A 26,851-nucleotide genomic window follows, 5' to 3' on the forward strand; every position below is an offset into this window, starting at 1 on the left:
AGTGGATAAAAGCCGCTGGTGCACTGCACTAGCGGCTTTTTGTTCAACCGCACAAGGGAAACATCAACCGCACAAGGGAAACATCAACCGCACAAGGGAAACATCAACCGCACAAGGGAAACATCAACCGCACAAGGGAAACATCAACCGCACAAGGGAAACATCAACCGCACAAGGGAAACATCAACCGCACAAGGGAAACATCAACCGCACAAGGGAAACATCAACCGCACAAGGGAAACATCAACCGCACAAGGGAAACATCAACCGCACAAGGGAAACATCAACCGCACAAAGCGTATATCAATCACAAAATTGGATAGTAATCCCTACATCCGGAAAAACTATATTGTCACATTATCAGAAAGGATGGGTAGGTATGAACCGGTTCATGTTGAGATTTTTGTCAGGGACAATCGTGATACTTTTAATAATGACTGGCCAAGCCGGGTACATACATGCTGAAGAGCAGCCGAAGATGGATGTGCATTTTATTGATGTTGGGCAAGGTGACAGTATATTAGTTCAAACCCCATCCGGCAAAAACATTCTGATTGACGGTGGGCCACCTGATGCTGGAAAAAAGGTTGCCGCCTATCTTGAAAAACATAATGTGAACCAGATCGACCTGCTGGTGGCAACACATCCGGATATTGATCATATCGGTGGGCTGCCCTTTATCCTGAAATCGGTAGAGGTGAAGCAATTACTGGATTCCGGAAAAATGTATACAACGAAAACGTATGCCAGATATATCAGTCAAATATTGTTTTATAAAATACCGGTAGCAATTGCGAAAGAAGATGAACTTATCAAAATTGACCCTCATGTAAAAATAAGGATATTAAACGCGCATAGTGGCAGCGAAAACAACAATGAATCGTCGACTGTATTGCGGATCAGTTTTAAGGAAATTGATTTTTTGCTGATGGCCGATGTAAAAAAGGAGCAGGAAGAAGAAATGGCCAAAAAATATCAGCTTGATTCGGAAATTATTAAAATTGCGCACCATGGCTCCAGTACGAGTACATCACTCGATTTTTTAAAAGAAGTAAGTCCGCGGCTTGCGGTGATAAGTTATGGCCGAACAAATGATTTCGGACACCCGGTTGACAGGGTTATAAATAATTTGGATAAGGTCAATGCTGATATATATTCAACGGCGGTGTTTGGTGATATGACTATCCGTACTGATGGTAATAGTTATATGCTCATGACGGAAAAAACTCCTGTCAGTATTTTGGATGCTGGGTAATATTTTTACAAAAATAAACAATTATGATATCATATAAATATCAATATGAAACTAAACATGGGGAAGGTGTGTTGGCTAAATGCGTGAAAAAGATGCTTGGGTGATGAATGGATTTGCCGGCATTCTGGCAATCATTGTATTGCTGGCAGTAACCGTATTCAGCTTTTTTCAGGAATATTTTGTACTTGGAGCTATCTCTCTGATACTGGCTGTTGCATTAGGAAGCGGCGTTACCTTGGTTCAGCCAAATCAGTCCGTGGTTGTTATTTTCCTGGGGAAATACATGGGAAGTATCCGGAAAGAGGGGATTGCCATTACGGTTCCATTTTCTAACCGAAGAACGATCTCACTCCGGGTTCGCAACTTTAACAGTAAGCGTCTGAAAGTCAATGATGTGAACGGAAACCCGATTGAAATCGCTGCTGTAATTGTCTTTAAAGTGGTTGATTCCGCTAAAGCGGTGTTTGACGTTGACCGGTATGAAAACTTCGTGGAAATCCAGAGTGAAACCGCCATACGTGCGGTGGCAACAAAATACCCGTATGATACATTTACTGAAAATGAAATGACATTGCGCGGAAATGCAGAAGAAGTTTCAGATCATCTGGCAAAGGATCTGCAGGAGCGATTAACGGTTTCTGGAGTGGAAATTATCGAAACAAGGCTGACACATCTTGCATACTCCACGGAAATCGCCCAGGCAATGCTCCAGCGCCAGCAGGCAAGCGCGATTATTGCAGCTCGTAAACAAATCGTCGAAGGTGCAGTTGGAATGGTTCAAGATGCAATTGAGCAACTCGAGCGGGATGGTATTGTGGATCTGGATGAGGAGCGCCGTGTAGCTATGACCAACAATCTGCTTGTATCGATTGTATCTGATCATGGCACACAGCCAGTCGTAAATACCGGAACACTGTACCAATAGAGGGGTTATATGGCTAAAAAGAAAAACTTCCCGCTGCGAATCGACCCAAAGCTATATGATATTTTACAGTCCTGGGCTAAGGATGAATTCCGCAGCGTCAACAGCCATGTGGAATTCCTCCTGCGCGAATCGGCTAAAAAAGCCGGGCGTTTGCCCAAGTCACAGGATAAAAAAATAGGCGAAGATGATTGATGCTCTGCACTGTTGAAGGTGCAGGGCTCTTTTTTTATGGTGAGTTTTTTCACCGCAAATATTTTTTAAAAATTTTTCAAAAAATTATTGACAAAATCACTGGTTAGTTATATGGTTAGTTACATAAGTAATTAACCGAATAACTAAGGAGCCTTTTTATGAAGAGTAAATTGGATGAAAATAAGCCGATATTTCAACAGATCAAGGAACAACTTGAAGACTCCATCATCAATGGATCGGTAAAGCCGGGGGAACGTGTGCCATCCACCAATGAGTTTGCCAAGTATTATCAGATCAATCCGGCGACAGCTGCAAAGGGAATTAATGAGCTTGTAGCAGAAGAAATATTAGTCAAACGGAGGGGTGTGGGAATGTTTGTTACAGAAAATGCCAAAGCGTTGGTAACCGGAAAACGAAAAGAAACGTTTTATGAGAATTTCATGCTTCCTTTAAAAAGCGAAGCAAACAAACTGAACATCAGTAATGAAGAATTGCTTGAAATGGTAAAGAGGGGGACAATTAGATGAAGATTGAAGTGAAGAATCTGTCAAAGCAGTATAAAGATTCTAGCGCGCTTGATCATGTCTCATTCACGCTGGCGGAACCGAAAATATACGGTTTGCTCGGTCGTAATGGTGCAGGGAAAACGACATTTATGGATATTTTATCCGGTCATATTTTAGCATCCGGCGGAGAGATTCTGATTGACGGGGAACGTCCGTTTGATAATCAGCGTCTGACGCAGTCAATTTGTTTAATTAAAGAAGGCAACAACTTTAAAAGGGATTTGAAAATCAAAAATGTACTGCGCATCTTTGCTTATTTTTATCCAACGTGGGATCAGCAGCTTGCCGACGAATTAATTCAGGAGTATAACCTGAATCTGAATGCGAAAGTAAAGACATTATCCAAAGGCATGGAATCAGCACTCGGAATCATCGTCGGTCTGGCAAGTAAAGCGCCGATTACGATTTTTGACGAACCATACATTGGACTTGATGCTGCGGCGAGGAAGAAATTTTACGAGATATTGCTGGAAGAATACGAAGCCGAAAAGCGAATGATTATTTTCTCCACACATCTGATTGATGAAGTCAGTTTGATGTTTGAGGAAATTTTGATTCTGCAAAATGGTTTGCTGGTTATGAAAGAGGAAGCAGAAGTATTACGGAACAGCACGTGTGCCGTTTCCGGGACCGCTGAGGAAGTGGAGGCATTTATATCCGATAAAGATGTTATAGATAAGAAGAAAATTGCTGGTATGATGACTGCTTATGTACACGCCGATATGAAGCAGGCTCAGTCGGCCGGGTTAACAGCGGAAGGGATACCGATTCAGGAATTGATGATTCATTTGACTGAAAAGAAGGGGGCATAACCAATGGGAAGACAAATTAAAGGATTGCTTTATTTCTTTGTTACGGATATTCGCCATTCGCTTATTGTATTCTGGACGATTTTGTTAAGTATTCTGGTTGTATCATTCGCATTTGCGATTTTTCTAACCAGTGTAGAGGATGGATTTATGTATTTTATGTTAACCGCTCCAATCTATGTTTACTGCGCGATCCTGGGATTTTTAACAGTCAAGGAATCGGTGCCTTTCTCAATCAAAATGGGAGCAACGCGCAAAAATTTATTTATCAGTCTGGGAATTTTCTTTTTTGCACTTTCACTCGCCATGTCTGTTGCGGCAAGTGTACTGCAGGAAATAGTAAATGGTATTACTGGGGCGACAGGAATTGATACATTTACCTTTATGCATCTTGCCTACTTTTTGGAAAATACATGGTATACCAGGATTGTCATCGATACTTCAGTTTCGTTTTTCTTCCTGTCATTTATGTTTATAGTCGGTTTAATCTTTTATAAATATGGTTTTGCCGGTGGCGGTGGCTTTCTGGGAGTGCTGGTTGTACTATTGCTTATCGGTATTGCCAAGGGATGGATTATTGATTTCTTTATGAATTTGTTTGCAGATATTGAATTAACGTTTTTCTATCAAATGATTGGAATAGGGGTTGTTTTTTACTTTATCTCGTTTGTGTTTTTAAGAAAGATTACCATTGTGAAAGTAAAATGAAAAAAGGACTGGTGCAGCCAGTCCTTTTAAATAGCCATCTCTTTTCTTTTAAAAGTAAAAATCGATGCTGCCAGCAGTAATATGATAAGGGTGATTGTTTCAACAAATGTACCGGTTAATTCGGCTGGTATATTACCGGATACGATCATTTCATGAATGTAACTTGAAATATTATTCGGACTCCATTCGAGCACATGGGCGAATATTGCCGTAACTGCTTTCATCAGCAAAATCGATGCTAAAGTCAAGAACGCCACCAATCCAGGTGTTTTAAACAGTGTGTTATAAAAAATAGACAACGATACAACAAGGGTCATCCACAAACCGTAAAAGAAAATGATTTTCACAAGCATCCCGAATGACAATTCCCCGAACAACACATTGACATAATACCAGCTTGCCAAGATCCCCAGTGATGTTGCTGTCAACGTCAGCAGGAGTATTGATGCCCATTTGGCTGTAATGTAGTTTATATAGGAAACTGGTTTTACCAAAATAAGTTCGGAAACCCCGCTTCTGCGCTCACCGGAAATCGTTCCCATCGAAATTAAAGCAATCACAAGGACACCGATGCTGCTGAGCTGCGACAGGCTCATCATGACGATATCACTCGGTTTAAATTCAGGAAGCTGGATTTCGGTACCCTCCGGCATTCCACCCACAGCTTCAATGATTTGCGGCAAATAGTAGCTTGAAACAGGATCCAAACTCGCAATTAAAATCATGACGAGCGGCACCCAGATCCATTTTATATTACGTACATTTTCGATTAATTCCTTCTGTAAAATTGTTACCCACTGCATCAGTTATTCACCGCCTTCATGAATAAATCTTCCAGCGAAGTGCGTTTGATGGAGTAAGAGGTTAACGGCCAGTCTTTCTGCGCGGCACTGGACAGGATTTCTTTTCGGGCCTGTTGCATATCCCCGGCTGTAACATATAACATATTTTTGTTCATGTAGCAGGTTTCAATGGAAGGCAGATTCTCCAGAGCTGATTGATAGGCTGTTGGATCATCCTGAAAAGCCAGCTCAATTTCGGAAGTCTGGTATTTTTCTCGCAGTTCTTTTATCGAACCGGATTCAACAATTCTACCCTCATGAAGCAGTAAAAGTTCATCACTTATCTCATCAGCATCACTTAAAATATGCGTTGAAAATAAAATGGTCATTTTCTGCTTTAATGTTTCCAGCAGACCTAACACATCCCGACGGCCAATTGGATCGAGGGATGCAACTGGTTCATCCAGCATTAACAGTCTCGGATTATGAATGATGGCCTGGGCAATCCCAAGACGCTGTTTCATGCCGCCGGAATATTTCCCGATCCGTTTGCTGACGGAATCTTCCAATCCAACCAGCTGTAATAATTCATCAGCCCGTTTTGACGCTTCCTTTTTTGACATATAGGCTAGACGCCCGACATAAACAAGAAATTCCCTGCCTGTCATCCATGTATGAAAAATCGGATATTGCGGCAGGTAGCCGATAAATTTGCGTAAATCATCATGCTGCCCCATCCCTTCAAACAAAACATTTCCGTTTGTTGGTTTGATTAATCCCGACAGCATGCGCAATGTAGTTGTTTTGCCGGCACCATTTGGTCCGATCAGTGCGACACATTTTCCCGGATCAAATTGAAAATTAATATGATTTACTGCCAATTTATTATCATATTCTTTGGTCAGTTCGTTTACCGTCAGCAGTGCCATTTATTGCTGTCTCCTTCCAAAGATGAAATAAACAATTGGTCCGATAATATTGATAAATAAAATAATAAGAATCCACATCCATTTTGGTCCGTTTGTTCTTTCAATGCGAATAACATCAATAAGTGCAATAACAAGTAAGATAAACTGAATTACCATTATCGGGGCAATGACTGCCCAATTTATTTCTGATAAAAGATTTACTGCTTCCATGCAAATCACTCCTTTTATTGTATTGGTCTATATACGAACCTAACAACAAAAAGGTTCTATTGAAATGTAAATAATTCATCAACACACTTGTCCACAGAGAAAAATGCGGTCCATAAGTTATCACCTTATTTGTCCACACAATTCACAGGACAACTCGATTTTATGCACAGGTAAGCTGTTCATAAGTGGTGTTGCTGTGGAAATATGTTTAGCGGTTATGCACAATCGGTGAATAATTTGTGGATAAATACTGTTAAAAAATAGTTAAATGCAAAAACGCGTATATCATACTCAAAAACGCGAATATATGATGCAGATTCACGAATATCCGGCATCAAATCGCGAATATAAGACGTGAAAACGCGAATATATTACAGAGCTGATGCATTCTGATGAAATAAACAATAAAAAAAGAAACCGGCCTTAGTGGCGGTTTCTTCTTTGGGAAAGTTGGTTATACACACGGTCTGCTCGTTTGAATTCCCGTTGATAGCGCACTTCCTGGGTTTTCGATAAAATTTTTTGACGGTGATTATCACTCTTTTTATTCATGTGCAATCCCTCACTTTACCATTAGGATTGTCAACTGGAATTCAATTTATACGCCTTTCCAGCTGCATGAGTGCTGCTTTTAAATCCGGAAATGCGAATTGGAAATTGTACTCAAGTGCCTTCCCCGGAAGAACATACTGACCTTTGGTTATCAATTGTCCCATTTCGCCCAGTGCAGTGTGGATAAGTGGGGCAGGTGTTGGCACCCAGTATGGACGTTTCAGAACATCAGCCAATTCTTTTGTGAATTCCTTATTGCGTCTTGGTTCTGGTGCTGTAAAATTTACTGGTCCAGAAATATGATCACTAAACAAGCAAAATAGCATAAGCCGGACAACATCTTCTATGTGAATCCAGGATAACCATTGTTCACCATCGCCAATTTTGCCGCCAGCGTACATGTTAACCGGCATGCGCATTAATGGGTAAGCGCCTTCTTCACCAAGTATTACGCCGAAACGTGCATAAACGGTGCGAATTCCCATTGTTTCAGCCTGACTTGCGGTTTTCTCCCAATCTGTTACAACCCCCGCTAGAAAGTCATCGCCAGGCTTAGTTGTTTGCTCGGTAAACATTAAGTCCTCCGACATTCCATAAAAGCCTACAGCTGAACCACTGATAAAGATATCCGGTTTTTTCTCCAGCTGGTTCATAAGGCCAATCAGAAATTGTGTTGTTTCCATACGACTTTTATGAATCGCGTCCTTTTTCTTTTTGGACCAGTATCCGAATAAGGAATCACCTGCCAGGTTAATGATACCGTGTATTATTGGAAGGTTGCTGATCGGGTGGTCATATGCGATGTACGTCGTACGTTCCGTATCAAAATGGTAGTCGGGAAAACGTGTCAAAATGTATACATGATGACTTTTTTCGGTTAGAGCACGGGAAAGATTCTGTCCAACAAATCCGGTACCGCCGGTAATCAGTACATTCAATATTTATCACTCCTTGAAAACAGCATTTACTATCCTTTATTATACATTAACATTTATACGTATTATGGTGTCAGAGAACTTTTTCATGCTAAAATAAAGGAGAGAGGTGAGTAAGCAATGGTAAAAATTACCCGAATCACCACGCAACAAAAACGTAAAGATCGTTATAATATTTTTTTGGACGATGGAAATGGTGAAAAATATGGATTCAGTGTGGATGAGTCGGTTTTAATCGAGAACCGTCTGCGGAAAAATCTTGTATTGGATGATTCAATGGTTACCACTCTCGTCCATCAAGATACATTACATAAATCATATACCCTTGCTATTAATTTTTTAAGCTATCGGATGCGGACTAAAAAAGAAATCTATGATTATTTGGTAAAAAAAGAAGTTGATGCTGAGCATATTAAGCAAATAATGGACAAGCTGATTAACGAAAAGCTGGTTGATGACAGGCAGTTTGCTGAGGCGTTCGTCCGGACCCGGATTGAGACGACAAGCAAAGGTCCGCAGCTGGTTAAAAAAGAACTACTGGAAAAAGGCGTCGAACCGAAATTTGCCGGCGAAGCAATTAATCTGTACACGTACGCCATCCAATATGAACGAGCGGAAAAATGGGTTGCGAAAAAACTTAATGGCAGCAGCAAAAATAAGTCGTTCAAACAGAAAGTGCAGCAATTACAGGGAACTTTAATGCAAAAAGGATTTACACAGGATGTTATTCAGGACGTCCTAACTGATGTGAATGAAATGAAGGATGATGATGCTGAGTGGGGTGCACTGGTGAGCCAGGGTGAGAAACTTTTGCGCAAGCACCGGAAAAAAACATCCGGTTATGAACTCCGCAATAAAATAAAAGAAGGGCTTTATCGGAAAGGATTTACCATCGATCAAATCAATCAATTTCTAGATGAGTATGAGTATTATATTGACAATGAAGATATAGAATTGTAGTCGAGCTGCAACCTCCTTCTGATTTTTTACTGGGTCCAACAAATATCGTGTTCCAGCACGATAATGATTCAGGATTACTGTTCATAATACCTGTTTTGTTGGCAATAATAAACAGTAAGTTAATCAGGGAGAGTGTTTTTGTTGGATGTACAATCAGTTTTCGAGAAAAATTCGATGCTTTTCAGATTTGCTTATGAGGAAAAATTTCAGATATGGCTTGATCATATTTTGTTTACTTGGAGATGGTGGCTGGGTATTGCAATTATTCTTGCGTGTTTATGGATATGTTACTACCTGAGCAGGAATGAGAGTGGAAATCGTTTGCTGTTCGTTGGCTTTTTTACGGCACTCGTTGCAGCAGGTCTCGATTTAATAGGGGTATTTTTTGGTCTATGGGAATACAGATATGAAGTATTTCCTTCCATTGACACCTATCTTCCCTGGGATTTACTGGTTGTACCGACTCTTGTAATGGTATTAATACGGTTTAAACCACAAGTTAATCCTCTCGTAAAAGCATTGGTGTTGGGTGCGGTTACATCTTTTATCGGACTTCCGTTTTTGAATTGGCTGGGACTTTATGAGCTGCTGAATTGGAATTATATTTATTCTTTTCCTATTCAGGTCGTTATTTATTTGCTTGCAGATGCTGTAAGCAGAGTGGAAAAATTCGCTCCGCTAAGAGGATAACCTTAACTGGATTCCATGCTGCTTTTCACTGCGTCGTACAAGAAACAGGTATCATTCATAAAAATGGCAGCCGACCATTCATCATGGTCAGCTGCCATTTTGTTAGTGAGATTCAGTGATGTTGACTGGATGTATACACACCGATAATTACTCAGTCCTCATCATCGTCATCTTCATCATCATCATCGTCGTCGCGATCGTCATCGTCTCGTCTGTCGTCATCGCGGTCATCATCGTCCCATCTGTCATCGTCGCGATCATCGTCATCCCATCTGTCATCATCGCGGTCGTCATCATCCCATCCATCATCGTCGCGGTCATCGTCATCATCGCGATCATCATCTTCTTCACGAAGCTCGTAACTGTAATCAACACTGTTCAATCCGTCATCTGGTGCGCCGTATGTTACCGTCATGATGACTCTTTCATCATCATCACTTTCGATTTCTTCTTTAAGTCTAATCATATCTTTATCTGTGAAGTTGAGCGGATCGATTTCTTCCACATCGTATTCCGTTTCACCATCATCTTCCTCAATTTCAATAATGGAGATGAGGTAGTCAACATAGTTTTTCTGCACTTCATCAAGACTTTGGAAATCATCGGTGCTGCTGCCGTCGTTGCTGTAGTTGACTGCATCAATGCTGATGTTGTCGACGTACCAGCCATCCTGTTGTGAAGCCCAGTCAGTTACATATCGGAAGGCAACCAATACTTTTTGCCCTTCATATTTGCTGAGGTCAAACGTTTGTGATGTCCATCCGTCAGATGTGCCAGTAAAACCGGGAACATTCGATTTGATTTTTGGATGGGCGCTCGGATTGACTTCTTCCGTCGTATTTCCGTTTGCAAGTGATGTCCATGTTTCACCGCCATCAGTGGAAACTTGTACAAATCCGTAGTCCCAGGTTGATTCGATGTTGTACATCGTGTCAAAAGTAAGTTTCGGATTTTGTGTGCCCGACAAGTCGAATTCTTTGATCATGAAGTTATCAGTAAGCGAACCGGTTCCGCCCCATAGTATGTTATTTGCGGAATCATTCGGATCAGATACGGACTTCCATTGCAATGGCAAAAAGTCTATTCCATCAAATAACAGTTCCGCATCATCTTTCTTCGGCATTTCAATGAAATCCGTTCCCCAGGCAGGTGCCCCAGCAGATGCGTAAGCTTGTTCTGTACCCGTGTTAACGGTAAAGTCAATGCTTTCAAAGCCGTATTTACCATCGAATTTACGTTCTTCGTCCAGGACGAGTGCGGTTTGATAATCACGGTAAATATCATCAAATGTTTTATCATAGCCGAATGTTTGCAGCGAATCATTTACCCCTTTAATGCCAGGCTTTTTATTTTTGGCCAGATCCTGTATAAATGATTTGCCGCCAAAGTGATCGTTTAAGTATAACTGAAATAAGTATGCATTACCGTAGTCGGCCAGGATTTCGCGTGGTCCCTGATCTTCCCAGGCAACAAGCGAGTTTTCCGGCTTTTCAGCAAACGACTGAATATGGCCTTCCGGATGTCCGTAACCAACAAGGTATTCGGCAAAGTCTGACATACCTTCGTTGATCCATGTTTCTTCATCCGCATCATTGTCTGCATGAATCAAATGCTGGTATTCATGTGCCACGGTACCTTCATACAAATTAGGATTGGCAGCGTCATCCCCGACACGATTAGCCCAATCATATGAATCAACTGTGATAATGTTGCGATCTGTGTATGTTTCAAGTACTGGAGAGAAGAATCCTGCCACATAACTTGGGAAATCAGGATTATAGAAGTTTTCATCTTTGATGTTATCAATTAGAATAATGCTGCGGTCGCTGTTATCCTGACTGACGTAATAATTTTCACCCAAACTGCTCTCCAGCAATGCGTTTTCACCGCTGTGGGAGTCGGGAGTACCGAAAAATTCCGTATCAGTCGGATAAATGTTGTTGTCTACCTCAGAAAGCATGTAATCAATTTGCTCCTGGGTAATTTGAATAGAATCGTTCCGGTTTTCCTGTGGGAATTTGCGATCATTTGCCACCCAGATTTCCGCATGTTCCCCAACTGCCTTCAGTGTAAAAGGCTTCAGGTAATATTGGTTCTCTGTCTGATCAAGTGCAACCCATAATTTCTCAGTCCCAGGTACAGGCTCATAAGGTTCAGATTGCACTTCGCTGAAGGTACTGAATGGAATGGTGGATTTGTCAAAATCTGCTTCCTTCACATTCTGCCCCCTCAGTTCCTTTCCGATATCAACCGGATCAGGCTTTCCTTCACTTGCTGCTTCGGCTGAATTTGTGCCAATTCCAGCGAAACTGACCGGAATGGCCAGTAAAGCAGCAGCAAGCAGCATACGCCAATTCTTCATTATAAAACCCCTTTCGACAAGTTTTGATTTTCTTTACACTACTTACTTCCCGATAGGGGGTCGGAATTCCTGCGGGTAAAAAGAACTAATTTTCCGATATTTGGATAAACAGGCTGTAAAAAGTAGGTATTTTTAACCATTTATAAACAAAAAATCAGCTGACAGTATGCCAGCTGATTTTTCATCTATCAATTATAATCTCTTTTCGACCATCATCTTCATCATAAATTTGATCGGCAACAGGTTCGGGGCCTTTTAACCCGGATGCATCCTGTACATGTGTGGAATTATCCCAGAATGGTGTATTCATACCACCCATGTAAACCGCTGTAATTGAAATCGAATCATCTGCCCATTCCTTCTGCAGACTTTCAGTAAACCCTTTTACAGCAAATTTGCTTGCACAATAAATCGATTCGTTTACTTTGCCGCGCAGTCCGGCTGTGGAAATAATCGTAAGTATTCGTCCATTACTGGCTCTGATCAATGGCAGGGCAGATTGTACGGTTAAAATGGCTCCTTTTATATTGGTATTTAATGTATGTTGAATATCATTTACTGTGTAATTTTCCACGGGTCCAAAAATACCAACCCCAGCATTATTAATAAATATATCGAGTTCGCCTATTTGCTGAAACGCGATACTGACTGAGGCTGGTTCCTGTACATCGCAAAGAATTACTTCTGCAACGCCTCCGTCATTCATAATTTCCTTTTGAACGATTTGCAACTTCGTATCTGTTCTTCCAAGCAAAAAAATTTTATAGCCATTTTTGGCATATTTTAGGGCAAGTGCACGCCCGAGGCCGCTGCCCGCGCCAGTAATTGCTACTGTCGGCATATTCTTGTCCTCCTAAATAGTGAGTATCATTATTTCCATTCTCCTAAACTATTGGTAAAATGTAAACTGATAGAGAAGGGAGTAATTATAATGGATTACCGATACAGCGACTATTCATTGGAGCAATTGCGGGAAGAAATTGGCAAATTCAAAGAAAAGGCACTGAAGGCTGAACAAGTGGGCAATGTAAGTGAAGTAGCCATTTATGAGCGAAAGATGCAAGTTGCCATGGCATATATGCTGAACCCGGATGACTTTCAGGCGTCAGATATCCATGAAATGAAAGGCGATCCCGGACACCGGTTCAAAATAAACTATATAAATGGCGTTTTTGCATGGGGACACAGGATCAACCTTCTGGACGAAACGTATGCAAAAGAAGAAGCCATTCCGATTTCACTGCTCGGTGACAAGGTAGAAAAGTAAAACAACAACCCGAAAACTTTTCGGGCTGTTGTTTAAACCGGATTGTCGCCTACGTCCAGTTTGCGCTGAAGTTTGTGTTCGGAAAAAATCCATCCGGTATATGAATTCATTTTTCGCATGTTGTCATCAATCTGAACAACAGCAACAAATGGGTAATACTGATTTGACCTGTACCGTAAATCAATAAAGCGGATTTCAGTGAAATCATCAAAGTCATTGATTTCCCATCTGTATACTGGTGAGAACGACAGAAATGCCGAAACGTTTTTATCGTCTTGCGCCATTTCCATTAGTTCATTTTCCGGTAATGGAATCTTTTCAAATTCATCAACGATTTCAATGTGTCTGTCTTTTACTGTACCGACATAAAATTTATCCATTGTTGTGATGGCAACCCGCCACTCATTTTGCTTAACGGTCGGTGATGTTGCAATCTCGACAGTGTCCGGGAAATAATCCATAATTTTACGGACAATTTCCCGTTTATCGATATATCGCTTAATGTAGTACAAAATAATGACGGTATAAATGATCAAAAATGTGTAGCCCGGATTGGCTCCAAGCAGCCAGGCGAATATACCTGCTACATGTAAAAAGAAAATATACGGGTCAAAAGTGTTAATAAATCCCTTTGCTATCCATTTATTTGTAAAGGGCCTGTAAGCCTGGGTTCCATATGCATTTGGGATATCGACAAGAACATGGAGGATAACCGCAAGAAATGTCCAGGCCCACAAATGCAGGAAGTCCACTTGCGGCACAAACATATGGATAATGCCGGCAATCAATGCCCCCCACATGATAACAGCAGGGATGGAATGGGTTTCACCACGGTGATGCCGGATATATACTGCATTATTTTTCAGCTTTAAAATTGTATCAAAATCGGGTGCATGGGATCCGACGATGGTTCCTGCAAGCACCGCGTTAAACATGACAGGATCATTCTGGACGGCAGGATCCAGCGTCGCCAATCCGCCCAATGCAATTCCCATAACAATATGGGTACCAGTGTCCATAGGTCAAGAGCCTCCTCAGAAAAAAATCGACAAAGTTCGCCGTTTGCCGAAAAACTTCCAGTATAATAATTGTATCATAAAGGATGTTTCAACATGAACGATAAAGCATTGCAAAATATTGATATTCCGTCATTCCAGCACGATTTAATCAGTTGGTATCAATCGAATAAACGGGATTTGCCATGGCGTAACGACCAGGATCCCTATAAAATATGGGTTTCTGAGATTATGCTTCAACAAACGAAAGTTGATACCGTTATCCCATATTTTAATCGATTTATTGAGAAATATCCCACGCCTTCTCATCTGGCAAACGCCGATCAGCAGGATGTACTGAAAACGTGGGAAGGTCTGGGTTACTATTCCCGTGCCAGAAACCTGCAAAACGCAGTACGTGAAGTCGTGGAAGAATATAATGGTGAGGTTCCGGCCAATGAAAAGGAACTTGGTGCATTAAAAGGTGTTGGACCTTATACGAAAGGGGCAATTCTGTCCATTGCGTTCCAGCAGCCTGTACCGGCGGTTGACGGCAATGTCATGCGTGTGTTGTCTCGTGTTTTGAAAATCGAAGACAATATCGCGCTGCCCAAAGTTAAAAAACAATTTGAAAAATATGTGCACGAACTGATATCTGCCGAAGATCCATCTTCCTTTAATCAGGGAATTATGGAATTGGGCGCATTGATCTGTACACCAAAATCACCGATGTGTATGTTTTGTCCCATCCAGGAGCATTGTCAGGCATACGCGGAAGGAATAGAAGAAGATTTGCCTGTAAAATCAAAAGCAAAAAAGCAGAAAAAAATCCCATATATTGTGCTTCTGATTCAAAATGAGCAGAATCAATATGTTATTGAAAAGCGTCCGGACAGGGGGTTACTCGCCAATCTTTATCAATTCCCGATGGTGCCGGCCACAGAAATAGGCATGGACCATATTGAAAATTGGATGGAGATGGAATACGGGATAACAATCAAGCTGAACGAAAAAAAGGGAGAACTTAAGCATGTGTTTTCTCATATTATTTGGCAGCTTGAAATTTTCGGGGCAGTCACGGGCAACGTTGTTCCCAGCGATGAACGTATCCAGTTTGTTGGGAAAAACCACCTGGCTGATTTCCCATTCCCTGTTTCACATCAGAAAATGATGAAATACATACGCGAATAAGATTATTTTTTGTATTTGCTTACTGGATTATACGCAAGGTTTTACTGGAGATGTGTATTGCAGTCCTTTACTATTTTTTCCCAAAACAGGTTAAGCTTTACTTCCTTAAAGTGAGGATAAAAACTCACGCACTGGACAAATTAAGGACTGCGGAGGTGATACTGATGGCTAAACAACCTAAAAAGTCAGCTGCTGGTACAAACGTTCAGCAAGTAAAAAAACAAAACCAAAAGGCAGCCCAAGGGCAAGGTCAGTACGGTACTGAATTTGCATCTGAACAAACAAATGCACAACAAGTTAAAAAACAGAATCAAAAATCTCAGCAAAAGAAAAAGTAACTTGCCTATCCCCGATTTTAAACGTTTAGAGAGCTCCCGTTCCCAGGGAGCTCTTTTAATGTGTTTCATGAAACGGGAGAGAGCGCCGTCCAAACGGGAGAGACCACCATGAAATGGGAGACAATGCTGTCCAAACGTACGTTCCCAAACCGAAGAGGTGCTCAATTCAGAACAACGTGGTCACATAGCAACATTTTCCATTTTTTAGATGCATTGAGAAGTATTGCTTTATAAATGGGGCGGTTGCCTATATAATATAAGGACAAACTTTTCGCTAAAATATAGAAAGGACGATAGGATGGTTAGTCCGCAAGCAGGCTCAATCATGCAGATACAAAGTTATAAGCATAATGGGCAATTACATCGGGTGTGGGAAAACAGCCTTGTATTGAAGGGCACGGAAATGATCGTAATTGGTGCAAACGATAAAACACCGGTTAAGGAAAGCGATGGCAGAACCTGGACAACACGTGAGCCGGCCATAAGTTATTTTCACTCCAAGTATTGGTTTAATATAATCGGAATGCTCCGAACCGATGGAATTTATTATTACTGTAATATAAGCTCACCATTTATTTTTGATCATGAAGCACTGAAGTACATAGACTACGATTTGGATGTAAAGGTCTATCCTGATATGACTTGGGATTTACTTGATGAAGATGAGTATGAAGAGCATCGAGCAGTCATGAACTACCCATCAGTATTGGATGGGATTTTATGGAAAAATGTCCGTATATTACTTCACTGGATCAGGCAGGGGAAGGGTCCGTTTGCAGCTGATTTTATTGATAAATGGTACGAGCGGTATTTAACGTACCGGTAATAAAAGGAAACGTCAGTCTACAGGGTATTTTTAAGATCGACTGATTGTCAAAGAAAACGGCATTTTTTTCGGAGATTATCACAAGTTATCTACGCATAAATCAATTCGTTGATTATGGGTGTTGTTCGATTTATAATGCAATATGTAATTGATAAAGAGTTCCCTTGTTACAATCGAGTAGCAAGGCTTTTCTTTTTCGTGAAATTCACTACTTTTATAAGGATGCGACGTAATGAGCAGTATTAAGCAATATTTATCTTTTGTAAAACCATATAAATGGAAAATTTTCTGGACGGTTCTGATAGGGATTGTTAAATTTTCTATACCTTTGCTAATGCCGCTGATCCTGAAATATGTAATTGATGAAATTATCAATGCGGAAAATATGTCGGATGCCGCAAAATTAAATGAATTGTTCTGGCTGATGGGCGGAGCGTTCGTAATATTCCTTGTTTTGCGGCCGCCGATAGAATATTTTCGACAATACCTGGCGCAGTGGGTAGGGAACACTATCCTTTATGATATAAGGGATAAGCTGTTTGATCACATCCAAAAATTGAGTCTGGGATTTTATTCTCAGACAAAAACCGGGGAAATTATTTCCCGGGTAATACATGATGTCGAACAAACAAAGACTTTTGTCTTAACCGGATTAATGAACATCTGGCTGGATATGATTACGATTTTAATCGCAATCGTTATTATGCTGACAATGGATCCGTGGCTGACATTGGTGGCCATTATTTTGTTCCCGTTCTATGGGTTTTCCGTCAAGTTTTTCTATGGAAGGCTGCGGCACCTGACCAGGGAACGTTCCCAGTCATTGGCTGAAGTGCAGGGTCACTTGCATGAACGGGTGCAGGGCATCCCGGTCACCAGAAGTTTTGCACTGGAAGAATACGAACAGTCGCAATTTGACGTTCGTAACGAAAACTTCCTGCAGAAAGCGCTGAATCATACAAATTGGAATGCCAAGACATTCGCGGTCATGAACACTATTACAGACCTTGCCCCATTACTGGTTATCGCTTTTGCAGGTTATCTTGTTATAAGCGGGGATCTGACAATGGGTACGATGGTTGCGTTTGTCGGCTACATGGAACGCGTGTACAGTCCGTTACGCCGCCTGATCAGCTCGTCTACGGTGCTGACACAGTCGGTAGCATCGATCGACAGAGTTTTTGAACTTATGAATGAGAAATATGACATTGTCGATAAAGAAGATGCAACGAAACTTGGACGTGTTAACGGGCAAATTGATATTGAAAATGTGTCCTTCCAGTACGAAGAAGCGGAACCGTCAGTATTACAAAATGTCAGTCTGAACGTAAAAGAAGGTGAAACGATCGCCTTTGTTGGTATGAGCGGTGGAGGCAAGTCGACACTGATCAGTCTAATACCAAGGTTTTATGATGTAATGGAAGGTTCCATCAAGGTAGATGGCATGGACATCCGTGACGTAGAGGCCCGTTCCTTGCGTGATAACATTGGCATGGTTTTGCAGGACAATACATTATTCAGTGAATCCATCTCCATGAACATCCGTATGGGAAACCCTGACGCGACTGATGAGGAAGTGGTTGCAGCTGCTAAAGCGGCAAATGCAGATACCTTTATTAACGATCTGCAGCATGGCTATGACACACTGGTTGGTGAACGTGGTGTCAAACTTTCCGGCGGTCAGAAGCAGCGGATAGCCATCGCCCGTGTATTTTTGAAAAATCCGCCAATCCTGATTTTTGATGAAGCAACATCAGCACTTGATCTGGAGAGTGAGCACACCATTCAGGAAGCAATGGAAAAACTGGCATCAGACCGGACGACATTTATCGTTGCACACCGGCTGGCAACCATAACACATGCCGACCGCATAGTGGTGATAGAAAACGGTGAGATTCAGGAAATCGGCTCACATAAAGAATTGATGGCGCAAAAAGGAAGCTACTATGATTTGTACCAGGTTCAGAATTTGGACAACCCGGAACAGATGGAATTATAGATATGGGGAACTCCTCTGCAGCAGTGCAGGGGAGTTCTTTTGAAATACTGATAATAATGCAAAAGCGGCTGATAAATGTCTGAAACTGACTGATAAACCTCCCAAAGTGACCGATGAATTCAGGGAAGTGACCGATAAAAGTCCTCAACTGACTGATAAATCCAGAGAAGCTAAAGAGCACCCTCCATCATAGAAGGGTGCTCCTGTTCAATCGTTGATTACTTGCCTGCCATAATGCGGAAAGCTTCACCTGCAGCTTTAATTGTTTGGTCAATGTCTGTCTCCGTGTGTTCTGTCGTTAAAAACCATGCTTCAAATTTGGACGGCGCGAGGTTAATGCCCTGCTCGAGCATCAGGCGGAAAAATTCTGCGAAAGCCTCACCGTCACTTTCCTCAGCCTGTTCGTAGTTAGAAATCTTTCCGTCACCAAAATAAACTGTTAATGCTCCACACAGTCTGTTAACCGAAATTGGTATTCCGATTTCTGATGCCTGATGTATGATTCCCTCTTCCAATCGCTTGCCAAGTGCATCAAGTTTTTCATAAACACCATCAGCCTGCAAAACCTCAAGACAAGCAATTCCTGCTGCCATCGATGCAGGATTACCTGCCATAGTGCCAGCCTGATATGCCGGTCCGAGCGGAGCCACCTGTTCCATAATATCTTTACGGCCGCCATAAGCCCCAATTGGCAGCCCGCCACCAATGATTTTTCCCATTGCAGTCATGTCCGGCTCAATTCCATACACTTGTTGAGCACTTCCATAAGTAAAGCGGAATGCCGTGATGACTTCATCGTAAATAACGAGTCCATCTGCATCATGGGTGATATCGTTTACAGCCTGTAAAAATCCTTCTTCAGGTTCAACGATACCAAAATTACCTACGATCGGCTCGACTAATACCGCTGCAATCTGGTCACCCCAGCGTTCCATCGCAGCTTTAAAACTTTCAAGGTCATTAAACGGAACCGTGATGACATCTGCCGCTACCGATTCCGGAATCCCTGCTGAATCCGGCGTGCCGAGTGTTGCCGGACCTGAACCAGCTTCAACCAATACAGAATCAAAATGGCCATGATAGCTGCCGGAAAATTTGATCAGTTTGTTCCGTCCTGTGAATGCACGTGCAACACGGACAGTCGTCATAACCGCCTCCGTTCCTGAATTGGTGAAGCGGACTTTTTCCAGTGAAGGAATGGCTTGTTTAAGTATTTTGGCAAATTTGTTTTCGAGCCGGGTGGGTGTCCCATACAAAACACCATTTTTCGCAGCATATGATATGGCTTCTGTGATGTGCGGATGAGCATGGCCGGTTATAATCGGACCATATGCCCCGAGGTAATCAATATATTTATTGCCGTCCACATCCCAGAAGTACGCCCCTTTGGCATGCTCCATATAAACAGGTGTGCCGCCGCCAACACCTTTGTATGCCCGTGAAGGAGAATTCACTCCGCCGACAATGTGCTCCAATGCTTCGGTATGTAATTCCTTTGATTTTGAAAAGTCCATCTGATAATGCCTCCCGATTACGTGCTTTTTTGAACCACTATCTACTATATCAAAAAATTATGGCCTGTACATTTTACGCTGTTCATAAAATTGAGCCAGCAGCACCCAATATTAAGCGTTTGTCCCCCATAATTTAATCGCAAATCTTATCGGCCAATAAAATCTTGGCAAATCGTCAGTTGGATAAGCATATGTATAGGATAAGCGGGGGATATTATGGGAATTTTATCATGGATTTTCATTTTTAGTATTTGCGGAATAATGGTGTGGAGCCTTATTCAATTTATTCGTGGCGGAAAATATCGCCTCAATCTGCAATTGCGTGAAAGCAAGTTTTCTGCTGAAATTTTTTATACATTAGTAATTGTTTATTTCACGGTTATTATCGGATTCGGTTTAATATATTTCATCCTGTCCATTAACCGGATTTTACTCGTGGAAAATGGTGAATTAAGAGAGGTCAGTATTATAGCCTCAATGATTCATTCAATTTATTTCAGTGGGGTAACGCTCTTGACGATTGGATACGGAGATATAACTCCAATCGGTATCGGGCGGTTGATTGCATTGATTCAGGCTCTGATTGGGTATATTCTGCCAACTGCCTTTGTACTTAGAATCGTGCAGTCGAATCAAGAAAATAGAGACGAATAAATGGATATGCTATAGTGGAAATAAGTGAGGTTTAAATGGAGGGATAATTGTATGAGTGTTGAAGCAGGGAAGCAGGCACCAGATTTTACATTGCCGAATCAGGATGGAAACGAAGTAAGCCTGTCAGACTTTAAAGGAAAATCAGTTGTCTTATATTTCTACCCGAAAGATATGACGCCGGGGTGTACTACGGAAGCTTGTGATTTCCGTGATGCACAGGAAAGTTTCAGTGAGTTGGATGCTGTCATCATTGGTGTCAGCCCTGATCCGGTCGAGCGGCATCAAAAGTTTATTGATAAACATGATCTTCCCTTTCTGCTGCTGGCTGATGAAGATCATAAGGCAGCCGAAGCATATGGTGTCTGGAAACTGAAGAAAAATTTCGGCAAAGAATATTACGGCATCGAGCGGTCGACATTTATCATTGACCCGGAAGGCACTATTCAAGAAGAATTTCGTAAAGTAAAAGTGAACGGACATGTGGAGGAAGCATTAGCATCTATAAAAGAGTCTTAAGCTAAAATAAAATAATCAATCTGTTTTTTAAGTGAGCATCCTATGCTCGCTTTTTTTTTTGGCAGATGAGGCTGGGACAAATCAAAAAGTGTAATACAAAAAACGAACAATATTAGAGCCTAGCGGAGGAAATATACGTAGACTCCTGCGGGAGGACAGGCCTAGATGAGACCCCGCAGTGCGTAAGCACGAGGAGGGCTCAACAGCCGCCCGCGGAAAGCGAAGTATATTTCCGGAGCGGCTGAGTCCACCATTTAATTCGTTGTTTCTTTTGATAAATCACTTTTTGTCCCAGCCTCATCTGCATAAGTGCAACTAAGAAATCTGTCTAAAAGCCTGAATCACTCCAATTTAGGTATATCGATTTATTTTTCACATAACCCATTGACATTGATAATCATTATCAATTAATGTAAGTGAAAATGAAAATCATTATCATTTGTATTGTCGCATTAAAGGAGTGAATATTTATGATTGCAAACACTGCTCATAATCATATAGATGATTCGGCATGGGATTTTGAACAATGGTTTTTGCATCCGGGGGAGCAGAGCACGAAAAAATTCCGGGAATTGATTGAAAGCACAGTCAGCATCATTGCAAATCAATCGGTTGAGGGAAACAGGCCATTCTCCGGTATTGTGCACGATGATATTAAAGCAATGGCAAGGTGCGTAACCCGCGTGCCAATAAACGGGCAGGAATTAGAATATGTGATGAAAGACATTCATGAAGTTGTGAAACACTCATTATGGATTTCACATCCTTCAGCGATAGCCCATCTTCACTGTCCGCCAATGCTGCCGTCGATTGCTGCAGAAATGATCATTGCTGCACTTAATCAATCATTGGATTCATGGGATCAAAGTCCTGCAGCAACGCATGTAGAAGAAGAAGTGCTGAAGCATTTTATTACGAAGATTAGTTATTACCTGCATGCAGATGGTGTATTTACAAGTGGCGGAACACAGTCCAACTATATGGGAATGCTGCTCGCCCGCAATCAGGCATGTGAAACTTATTTTTCTGTCAATATTCAGCAGGACGGCTTTCCGGCTGAAGCGAGCAGGTTACGGATTCTGTGCTCAGATCATGCGCATTTTACTGTTCAGCAATCAGCCGCACAGCTTGGCCTGGGCAGTAATTCTGTTATAACAGTTAAAACGAACGATCAACAACAGCTTTGCTTAGCCGATGCAAAGGAAAAACTTGAGCAGCTTCATGAACAAGACTTGATTCCTTTTGCAATTGTTGCTACTGCCGGCACAACAGATTTTGGCAGCATTGATAATTTAAAAGAAATTGCTGACCTCGCGGATACATATCGGTTATGGATGCATGTTGATGCGGCATATGGCGGGGCATTATTATTTTCCCATCAGTATCGTTATCTGCTTGATTATTTGTGGGAAGCTGATTCGATTACGATTGATTTCCATAAGCTTTATTTTCAATCGATAAGCTGCGGAGCGTTTTTTGTTAAAGATAAACAATCGTTTCAACACATTTTGTATCACGCCGATTATTTAAATCCTGAGGAAGATCAGGAAAAAGGTATTGTCAACCTTGTTGAAAAAAGCACGCAAACGACAAAGCGCTTTGATGCTTTAAAGATTCTTATGTCGTTGAAATTACTCGGTACAGATCAGTTTGGGAATATGATAGATTACACCATCGACCTAGCTAAGAAAACACAGCAGCTTTTACGCCAGCATCATTTTGACGTATTTCATGAGCCGGTGCTGAATGCAGTGCTATTTCGATATTTACCGGAAAATCTTGATGATGCGTGTTTTGCAGATGAAATTAATCGTGAGCTTCAGCGCCATTTCTATCAAAGCGGCGAATTGATTATGGCAAAAACGGTGCAAAACGGAAACGTGTACTTAAAACTAACGATGCTTAATCCGTTAAATACAGTTGATAAAATGAAGGGTCATATTGAAAACATCAAACAAATCGGGAAGGAAATCGAGACTGAGAAAGGCGGGGAAGTTTATGAATATTCCATTCACTACTGATCATATAACGATGCAAAATCTGCTGAATTGCTATATCAAAGAGACTGGTAAAGGGGAATGGAAGGCAGCCACTCAAATAGAATTGCCATTTGAAAAGAAGTATGAATACGTGCTCATTATCCCATTTGCTGATTTTTCCGTCACATTATATATACCTGTTCGATATAAATCTGAAACTGGCCGTCATCTATTTGCACCCAATATGTATTATCAAGATCGGAATGAAGAAGTACAGCAGCTTGATTTTCTAACCTTATTGTCATATATGCAAAAGGATTTAGCCAAAATGACTGCCAAACCGGTTCAAACTGAGGAACTGCTGCTTAGAACGATTTTAAGCTATCAAACAATGAAAGGAATCCTCTCGCACAGAAGTGATGACCTGACAGAATGTTATCAGGCAGAAAAAACGTTTTTGCAATCAGAGCAGTCGCTGTTAATCGGTCACCAGGTTCATCCGACACCAAAGAGCAGACAGGGAATTGATGATGAGGAAGAACATATTTTTGCACCTGAAAGAAAAGGATCATTCCAGATTCATTATTTTCGTGTGAAACATGAGTTGGTTGAAGAAGATTCGGTTTTATCCCAAACAGCAACAATGCTTATAAAAGAAGAATTAAGCCGGGATCCATTTGTTTCAGAGTCATTTAAGGAGTTGTACTGTCAACAAGATGACTGGTCATTAATTCCGGTTCATCCTTTACAGGCAAGAAAACTGCTGGGTAAGCAATCGGTTCATAACCAGATTGAAGCCGGAAAGCTAGTCTATTTAGGGCCAAAGGGGAGGGAGTATTATCCAACTGCTTCGATTCGTACGGTATATCATCAGGATGCAGCATACATGTATAAATTTTCAATACCGGTAAAGATCACCAATTCATTACGAGTCAACAAACGTAAAGAGCTTGACCGCGGCGTTGAAGTGAGCCGATTGCTGCGGCAGGAGATAATGGATAGTCTAAACGAACTGTACCCTTCATTCAAAGTTATTGAAGATCCTGCCTATATAACGGTGAATCTGGATATGGAAGAAGAGTCAGGATTTGAAACAGTTGTTCGTGACAATCCATTTCAAGCAGAAAATGCGCAGCGAACAACATTGCTTGCAGGACTGAGTCAAGATCATGTTGAAGGCGGAAAGTCACATCTCGCAAATGTTATACATCAGCTTGCTGAACGGAAACAATTATCAATCGAAGAAGCAAGCGAGCAATGGTTTCGTCGTTACCTAAATATTACCTTACGTCCGCTTTACTGGATATACACTACTTATGGGATTGCACTTGAGGCGCACCAGCAGAATTCCGTTGTCCAACTGGATGAAAATGGTCTTCCGGCAGCATTTTTCTATCGGGATAACCAGGGGTACTACTTTATGGATTCCAAGGCGCAATGGTTAAAGCAAGTGGTGCCAAATTTAAATGAAAAAAGCGACACAATCTGCACTGATTCAATCGCAGAAGAGCGTTTCCGGTATTATTTCTTTTTCAACCATATATTCGGATTAATTAATGCATTCGGAGTCAGCCATCTTATTGAAGAGCACCGGCTTTTAAAGCTGTTAAAAGAGGAACTGCATGCGTTATTCAAGCAATTTGGTGATTCTACGAACTTAATCAGCTCATTATTAAATGAAGAAACACTTCCATGCAAGGCCAATCTATTAACTAGGGTACATGATATGGATGAACTGGTTGGATCTCTTGAGACACAGTCCGTTTATACATCGGTTGAAAATCCACTGTATAAGACGGCGGGTGAGCTGTATGAAGTATAAACAGGAAATAACATCAGCATATCCTTTTGAGTATTACGACCCAATTCAACAAATGACTCTTACGTTTCGCGAAGTCACATTGGAGGACACTCGTTTACTTCATTCCTGGATGCATGAAAAGCATGTGATCCCTTACTGGAAGTTGAATCTGCCATTTAAAGATTATCAAACACATGTTGAAAAACATTTGACAGATAATCATCAAAAACTGCTGATTGGCGAGTTGAATGGTAAGCCAATGAGTTATTGGGAGTCCTACTGGGTTCAGGATGATTTAATTGGAAACTACTATGCGTTTAATCGATTTGACCAGGGCATTCATTTATTAATTGGACCGTCAGATTTTTTGGGCAAGGGTTATATTTATCCGTTGCTGCTGACAATCTTGGCACATAAATTCAACATACGGGAGACCGCTAAAGTAGTCGCAGAACCGGATATCCAGAATGAGAAAATGATTCATGTTTTTAAAAAATGCGGTTTCACTCCGATTAAAGAGGTAGAGCTTCCTGATAAAACAGGATTATTGATGTTTTGTGAACGCAGTTTGTTTGAAAGGAGATGGACGGATTGGCAGCAAAACAACTTTTAGACGTCATTGGAATAGGAATCGGACCGTTTAATTTAGGGTTAGCGGCATTATTGGAAAAAACAGAATGCAAGTCCATTTTTTTTGATAAACAGCCGCGGTTTGAATGGCATCCCGGAATGCTGCTGGAAGGGACGACCCTGCAAGTGCCCTTTATGGCGGACACGGTTACCATGGTGGATCCAACAAGCAGGTTCAGCTTTTTAAATTATTTACATGAACATAATCGCTTGTATCAGTTTTATTTTTTGGAAAGCTTTCATATTCCCCGAAACGAATACAACCATTATTGTCAATGGGTAGCACAACAGCTACCGCAGCTTCAATTCAGTTCTGAAGTAGAGAATATTGAACGTACGGAAGAAGGCTGTTTTCAAGTAACAGTATATTCTTCTGACAAGGGAAAAAGAGAATTATATACTGCGAAACATGTTGTACTGGGAATCGGAACAGAACCAAACATTCCGGAAAAGTTTCGCCTGGAGGACAGCGGTCGGATCTTTCATTCATCAGAGTATTTGGAGAAACGAAATCAGGCGATACAGGCTGACTCGATCACCGTGTTCGGCTCAGGACAAAGTGCAGCTGAAATCTTTTATGATCTATTATCCAGGCAGTCGGATTATAACTACCAATTATCCTGGTATACCAGATCAAAGGGCTTTTATCCAATGGAATATTCGAAGCTTGGTTTAGAGCATTTTTCACCTGATTATACGAAATATTTCTATCAGCTGCCACAGAAAAAGAAGCAGGGAATTTTGGACAATCAATCCTTACTATATAAAGGGATCAGTTTTTCTACGATTTCTGATATTTATGATCTGCTGTATGAGCGAACCGTCGGTAACAGCAAACCGGATGTCCATCTGCAAGCATTGACTGAGCTGGTTTCAGCAGAGGATCGACACGATTGTTTACAGCTGTCACTTTATCAGCATGAACAGGAAGTCAGTAAACAGGTAAATACCGATATCGTCATCATCGCAACAGGATATCAACCATGTACTCCTGATTTCCTGGAAGGGATTGGATCACTGCTGGAGAGGGATAAAAATGGCCAGTTAGTAATAACGGAAAACTATAAAGTCAAAACAAATGATAACGGGAATCATCACGTATTTGTCCAAAATGGTGAGCTGCATACGCATGGAGTCGGTGCTCCGGATTTAGGGCTCGGAGCGTTTAGAAGTGCAACCATTATTAATCAAATAGCAGGTCAAACGATTTATAAAACATATGATGATAATGTTTTTCAACAATTTGGAATGCAGTTTTAACAAAGG

Annotated in this window: 28 protein-coding genes; 19 read left to right on the forward strand and 9 right to left on the reverse strand. The window is 41.3% G+C overall.

What is annotated here, in order from left to right; all coding sequences use genetic code 11:
• The first annotated feature begins 1 nt into the window (after nucleotide 1).
• The 6 genes from HUX68_RS17225 (at nucleotide 2) to HUX68_RS17250 (ending at nucleotide 4,455) form a co-directional block, all read left to right on the forward strand.
• The gene (locus tag HUX68_RS17225; RefSeq protein WP_246206711.1) at nucleotides 2–1,255 is read left to right on the forward strand and encodes a ComEC/Rec2 family competence protein; all 1,254 of its coding nucleotides are present in this window, start codon (nucleotides 2–4) and stop codon (nucleotides 1,253–1,255) included.
• A 79-nt stretch (nucleotides 1,256–1,334) separates the two neighbouring features.
• A complete protein-coding gene (locus tag HUX68_RS17230; RefSeq protein WP_174615954.1) occupies nucleotides 1,335–2,180 on the forward strand; it encodes an SPFH domain-containing protein in 846 nt (281 codons plus the stop codon).
• A 9-nt stretch (nucleotides 2,181–2,189) separates the two neighbouring features.
• Complete coding sequence (locus HUX68_RS17235; RefSeq protein WP_174615955.1) at nucleotides 2,190–2,372, forward strand: type II toxin-antitoxin system antitoxin; 183 nt, start codon at nucleotides 2,190–2,192, stop codon at nucleotides 2,370–2,372.
• 158 nt (nucleotides 2,373–2,530) lie between these two features.
• Nucleotides 2,531–2,899: a GntR family transcriptional regulator gene (locus tag HUX68_RS17240; RefSeq protein WP_174615956.1), complete on the forward strand. Its 369-nt coding sequence runs from the start codon at nucleotides 2,531–2,533 to the stop codon at nucleotides 2,897–2,899.
• A complete protein-coding gene (locus HUX68_RS17245) occupies nucleotides 2,896–3,750 on the forward strand; it encodes an ABC transporter ATP-binding protein (RefSeq protein ID WP_174615957.1) in 855 nt (284 codons plus the stop codon). The genes HUX68_RS17240 and HUX68_RS17245 overlap by 4 nt, the downstream gene beginning before the upstream one ends.
• A 3-nt stretch (nucleotides 3,751–3,753) precedes the next feature.
• A complete protein-coding gene (locus HUX68_RS17250; protein ID WP_174615958.1) occupies nucleotides 3,754–4,455 on the forward strand; it encodes a hypothetical protein in 702 nt (233 codons plus the stop codon).
• A 26-nt stretch (nucleotides 4,456–4,481) separates the two neighbouring features.
• Here the strand turns inward: HUX68_RS17250 and HUX68_RS17255 are convergent, their stop codons facing one another.
• The 5 genes from HUX68_RS17255 to HUX68_RS17275 all read right to left on the reverse strand — a co-directional run bounded on the left by HUX68_RS17255 (nucleotide 4,482) and on the right by HUX68_RS17275 (nucleotide 7,866).
• Nucleotides 4,482–5,258: an ABC transporter permease gene (locus HUX68_RS17255; RefSeq protein WP_174615959.1), complete on the reverse strand. Its 777-nt coding sequence runs from the start codon at nucleotides 5,256–5,258 to the stop codon at nucleotides 4,482–4,484.
• Complete coding sequence (locus tag HUX68_RS17260) at nucleotides 5,258–6,166, reverse strand: ABC transporter ATP-binding protein (RefSeq protein ID WP_174615960.1); 909 nt, start codon at nucleotides 6,164–6,166, stop codon at nucleotides 5,258–5,260. Before HUX68_RS17260 ends, HUX68_RS17255 begins: the two co-directional genes overlap by 1 nt.
• A complete protein-coding gene (locus HUX68_RS17265; RefSeq protein ID WP_174615961.1) occupies nucleotides 6,167–6,376 on the reverse strand; it encodes a PLD nuclease N-terminal domain-containing protein in 210 nt (69 codons plus the stop codon).
• A 423-nt stretch (nucleotides 6,377–6,799) separates the two neighbouring features.
• Nucleotides 6,800–6,928: a YfhE family protein gene (locus tag HUX68_RS17270; protein ID WP_174615962.1), complete on the reverse strand. Its 129-nt coding sequence runs from the start codon at nucleotides 6,926–6,928 to the stop codon at nucleotides 6,800–6,802.
• A 41-nt stretch (nucleotides 6,929–6,969) separates the two neighbouring features.
• On the reverse strand, nucleotides 6,970–7,866 hold the full coding sequence (locus HUX68_RS17275; RefSeq protein ID WP_174615963.1) for a TIGR01777 family oxidoreductase: 897 nt from the start codon (nucleotides 7,864–7,866) through the stop codon (nucleotides 6,970–6,972).
• A 117-nt stretch (nucleotides 7,867–7,983) separates the two neighbouring features.
• Between HUX68_RS17275 and recX the strand changes: the two genes are divergently transcribed.
• Both recX and HUX68_RS17285 read left to right on the forward strand, forming a co-directional pair.
• The gene (recX, locus tag HUX68_RS17280) at nucleotides 7,984–8,823 is read left to right on the forward strand and encodes a recombination regulator RecX (RefSeq protein WP_174615964.1); all 840 of its coding nucleotides are present in this window, start codon (nucleotides 7,984–7,986) and stop codon (nucleotides 8,821–8,823) included.
• A 141-nt stretch (nucleotides 8,824–8,964) separates the two neighbouring features.
• Nucleotides 8,965–9,513 carry a CBO0543 family protein gene (locus HUX68_RS17285; RefSeq protein ID WP_174615965.1) on the forward strand — a complete coding sequence of 183 codons (549 nt, stop codon included), beginning with the start codon at nucleotides 8,965–8,967 and terminating at the stop codon, nucleotides 9,511–9,513.
• A 151-nt stretch (nucleotides 9,514–9,664) separates the two neighbouring features.
• On the opposite strand, the gene HUX68_RS17290 is transcribed toward HUX68_RS17285, so the two are convergent.
• Complete coding sequence (locus HUX68_RS17290; protein ID WP_174615966.1) at nucleotides 9,665–11,875, reverse strand: choice-of-anchor J domain-containing protein; 2,211 nt, start codon at nucleotides 11,873–11,875, stop codon at nucleotides 9,665–9,667.
• A gap of 181 nt (nucleotides 11,876–12,056) precedes the next feature.
• Nucleotides 12,057–12,716: an SDR family NAD(P)-dependent oxidoreductase gene (locus tag HUX68_RS17295; protein ID WP_174615967.1), complete on the reverse strand. Its 660-nt coding sequence runs from the start codon at nucleotides 12,714–12,716 to the stop codon at nucleotides 12,057–12,059.
• A 90-nt stretch (nucleotides 12,717–12,806) separates the two neighbouring features.
• On the opposite strand from HUX68_RS17295, the gene HUX68_RS17300 reads away from it, so the two are divergent.
• Nucleotides 12,807–13,142, forward strand: coding sequence for a YfhH family protein (locus tag HUX68_RS17300; protein ID WP_174615968.1), 336 nt, complete (start codon nucleotides 12,807–12,809; stop codon nucleotides 13,140–13,142).
• A 32-nt stretch (nucleotides 13,143–13,174) separates the two neighbouring features.
• On the opposite strand, the gene HUX68_RS17305 is transcribed toward HUX68_RS17300, so the two are convergent.
• Nucleotides 13,175–14,161, reverse strand: coding sequence for a metal-dependent hydrolase (locus HUX68_RS17305; protein WP_174615969.1), 987 nt, complete (start codon nucleotides 14,159–14,161; stop codon nucleotides 13,175–13,177).
• Between the two features lie 93 nt (nucleotides 14,162–14,254).
• Here HUX68_RS17305 and mutY point away from each other — a divergent pair, with 93 nt between their 5' ends.
• The 4 genes from mutY to HUX68_RS17325 all read left to right on the forward strand — a co-directional run bounded on the left by mutY (nucleotide 14,255) and on the right by HUX68_RS17325 (nucleotide 18,491).
• Nucleotides 14,255–15,328, forward strand: a complete 1,074-nt coding sequence (gene mutY / locus HUX68_RS17310) for an A/G-specific adenine glycosylase (protein WP_174615970.1) — start codon at nucleotides 14,255–14,257, stop codon at nucleotides 15,326–15,328.
• Nucleotides 15,329–15,492: 164 nt separating this feature from the next.
• The gene (locus HUX68_RS17315) at nucleotides 15,493–15,666 is read left to right on the forward strand and encodes a gamma-type small acid-soluble spore protein (RefSeq protein ID WP_174615971.1); all 174 of its coding nucleotides are present in this window, start codon (nucleotides 15,493–15,495) and stop codon (nucleotides 15,664–15,666) included.
• Between the two features lie 298 nt (nucleotides 15,667–15,964).
• Nucleotides 15,965–16,492 (forward strand): nucleoside tri-diphosphate phosphatase, encoded by a 528-nt coding sequence (gene ntdP, locus HUX68_RS17320; RefSeq protein ID WP_174615972.1) that lies wholly within the window; start codon nucleotides 15,965–15,967, stop codon nucleotides 16,490–16,492.
• A gap of 232 nt (nucleotides 16,493–16,724) precedes the next feature.
• Nucleotides 16,725–18,491, forward strand: a complete 1,767-nt coding sequence (locus tag HUX68_RS17325) for an ABC transporter ATP-binding protein (protein ID WP_174615973.1) — start codon at nucleotides 16,725–16,727, stop codon at nucleotides 18,489–18,491.
• 218 nt (nucleotides 18,492–18,709) lie between these two features.
• Here HUX68_RS17325 and HUX68_RS17330 read toward each other — a convergent pair whose 3' ends face one another.
• Nucleotides 18,710–20,005 (reverse strand): glutamate-1-semialdehyde 2,1-aminomutase, encoded by a 1,296-nt coding sequence (locus tag HUX68_RS17330; RefSeq protein ID WP_174615974.1) that lies wholly within the window; start codon nucleotides 20,003–20,005, stop codon nucleotides 18,710–18,712.
• A 216-nt stretch (nucleotides 20,006–20,221) separates the two neighbouring features.
• Between HUX68_RS17330 and HUX68_RS17335 the strand changes: the two genes are divergently transcribed.
• The 6 genes from HUX68_RS17335 to HUX68_RS17360 all read left to right on the forward strand — a co-directional run bounded on the left by HUX68_RS17335 (nucleotide 20,222) and on the right by HUX68_RS17360 (nucleotide 26,845).
• Complete coding sequence (locus HUX68_RS17335) at nucleotides 20,222–20,659, forward strand: potassium channel family protein (RefSeq protein WP_174615975.1); 438 nt, start codon at nucleotides 20,222–20,224, stop codon at nucleotides 20,657–20,659.
• Nucleotides 20,660–20,710: 51 nt separating this feature from the next.
• Nucleotides 20,711–21,175, forward strand: a complete 465-nt coding sequence (gene bcp / locus HUX68_RS17340) for a thioredoxin-dependent thiol peroxidase (RefSeq protein ID WP_174615976.1) — start codon at nucleotides 20,711–20,713, stop codon at nucleotides 21,173–21,175.
• 470 nt (nucleotides 21,176–21,645) lie between these two features.
• Nucleotides 21,646–23,196 (forward strand): pyridoxal phosphate-dependent decarboxylase family protein, encoded by a 1,551-nt coding sequence (locus tag HUX68_RS17345; RefSeq protein ID WP_174615977.1) that lies wholly within the window; start codon nucleotides 21,646–21,648, stop codon nucleotides 23,194–23,196.
• On the forward strand, nucleotides 23,174–24,976 hold the full coding sequence (locus HUX68_RS17350) for an IucA/IucC family protein (RefSeq protein WP_174615978.1): 1,803 nt from the start codon (nucleotides 23,174–23,176) through the stop codon (nucleotides 24,974–24,976). The genes HUX68_RS17345 and HUX68_RS17350 overlap by 23 nt, the downstream gene beginning before the upstream one ends.
• Nucleotides 24,966–25,568, forward strand: coding sequence for a GNAT family N-acetyltransferase (locus HUX68_RS17355; protein WP_174615979.1), 603 nt, complete (start codon nucleotides 24,966–24,968; stop codon nucleotides 25,566–25,568). The genes HUX68_RS17350 and HUX68_RS17355 overlap by 11 nt, the downstream gene beginning before the upstream one ends.
• Nucleotides 25,538–26,845, forward strand: coding sequence for a lysine N(6)-hydroxylase/L-ornithine N(5)-oxygenase family protein (locus tag HUX68_RS17360; protein ID WP_343033678.1), 1,308 nt, complete (start codon nucleotides 25,538–25,540; stop codon nucleotides 26,843–26,845). The genes HUX68_RS17355 and HUX68_RS17360 overlap by 31 nt, the downstream gene beginning before the upstream one ends.
• Nucleotides 26,846–26,851: the final 6 nt, after the last annotated feature.

The sequence above is a fragment of the Virgibacillus ihumii genome (assembly GCF_902726655.1).
Lineage (GTDB): Bacteria > Bacillota > Bacilli > Bacillales > Amphibacillaceae > Lentibacillus > Lentibacillus ihumii.

Excerpts from the sequence above, each read along its gene's own strand:
- ntdP (WP_174615972.1), top strand. The coding sequence starts at position 15,965 with ATGGTTAGTCCGCAAGCAGGCTCAATCATGCAGATACAAAGTTATAAG.
- HUX68_RS17240 (WP_174615956.1), top strand. The coding sequence starts at position 2,531 with ATGAAGAGTAAATTGGATGAAAATAAGCCGATATTTCAACAGATCAAG.
- bcp (WP_174615976.1), top strand. The coding sequence starts at position 20,711 with ATGAGTGTTGAAGCAGGGAAGCAGGCACCAGATTTTACATTGCCGAAT.
- HUX68_RS17325 (WP_174615973.1), top strand. The coding sequence starts at position 16,725 with ATGAGCAGTATTAAGCAATATTTATCTTTTGTAAAACCATATAAATGG.
- HUX68_RS17335 (WP_174615975.1), top strand. The coding sequence starts at position 20,222 with ATGGGAATTTTATCATGGATTTTCATTTTTAGTATTTGCGGAATAATG.
- HUX68_RS17295 (WP_174615967.1), bottom strand. The coding sequence starts at position 12,716 with ATGCCGACAGTAGCAATTACTGGCGCGGGCAGCGGCCTCGGGCGTGCA.
- HUX68_RS17290 (WP_174615966.1), bottom strand. The coding sequence starts at position 11,875 with ATGAAGAATTGGCGTATGCTGCTTGCTGCTGCTTTACTGGCCATTCCG.
- HUX68_RS17360 (WP_343033678.1), top strand. The coding sequence starts at position 25,538 with ATGGACGGATTGGCAGCAAAACAACTTTTAGACGTCATTGGAATAGGA.
- HUX68_RS17235 (WP_174615955.1), top strand. The coding sequence starts at position 2,190 with ATGGCTAAAAAGAAAAACTTCCCGCTGCGAATCGACCCAAAGCTATAT.
- HUX68_RS17345 (WP_174615977.1), top strand. The coding sequence starts at position 21,646 with ATGATTGCAAACACTGCTCATAATCATATAGATGATTCGGCATGGGAT.
- HUX68_RS17330 (WP_174615974.1), bottom strand. The coding sequence starts at position 20,005 with ATGGACTTTTCAAAATCAAAGGAATTACATACCGAAGCATTGGAGCAC.
- mutY (WP_174615970.1), top strand. The coding sequence starts at position 14,255 with ATGAACGATAAAGCATTGCAAAATATTGATATTCCGTCATTCCAGCAC.
- HUX68_RS17230 (WP_174615954.1), top strand. The coding sequence starts at position 1,335 with ATGCGTGAAAAAGATGCTTGGGTGATGAATGGATTTGCCGGCATTCTG.
- HUX68_RS17255 (WP_174615959.1), bottom strand. The coding sequence starts at position 5,258 with ATGCAGTGGGTAACAATTTTACAGAAGGAATTAATCGAAAATGTACGT.
- HUX68_RS17305 (WP_174615969.1), bottom strand. The coding sequence starts at position 14,161 with ATGGACACTGGTACCCATATTGTTATGGGAATTGCATTGGGCGGATTG.
- HUX68_RS17355 (WP_174615979.1), top strand. The coding sequence starts at position 24,966 with ATGAAGTATAAACAGGAAATAACATCAGCATATCCTTTTGAGTATTAC.
- HUX68_RS17300 (WP_174615968.1), top strand. The coding sequence starts at position 12,807 with ATGGATTACCGATACAGCGACTATTCATTGGAGCAATTGCGGGAAGAA.
- HUX68_RS17265 (WP_174615961.1), bottom strand. The coding sequence starts at position 6,376 with ATGGAAGCAGTAAATCTTTTATCAGAAATAAATTGGGCAGTCATTGCC.
- HUX68_RS17315 (WP_174615971.1), top strand. The coding sequence starts at position 15,493 with ATGGCTAAACAACCTAAAAAGTCAGCTGCTGGTACAAACGTTCAGCAA.
- HUX68_RS17270 (WP_174615962.1), bottom strand. The coding sequence starts at position 6,928 with ATGAATAAAAAGAGTGATAATCACCGTCAAAAAATTTTATCGAAAACC.
- HUX68_RS17260 (WP_174615960.1), bottom strand. The coding sequence starts at position 6,166 with ATGGCACTGCTGACGGTAAACGAACTGACCAAAGAATATGATAATAAA.
- recX (WP_174615964.1), top strand. The coding sequence starts at position 7,984 with ATGGTAAAAATTACCCGAATCACCACGCAACAAAAACGTAAAGATCGT.
- HUX68_RS17250 (WP_174615958.1), top strand. The coding sequence starts at position 3,754 with ATGGGAAGACAAATTAAAGGATTGCTTTATTTCTTTGTTACGGATATT.
- HUX68_RS17245 (WP_174615957.1), top strand. The coding sequence starts at position 2,896 with ATGAAGATTGAAGTGAAGAATCTGTCAAAGCAGTATAAAGATTCTAGC.
- HUX68_RS17350 (WP_174615978.1), top strand. The coding sequence starts at position 23,174 with ATGAATATTCCATTCACTACTGATCATATAACGATGCAAAATCTGCTG.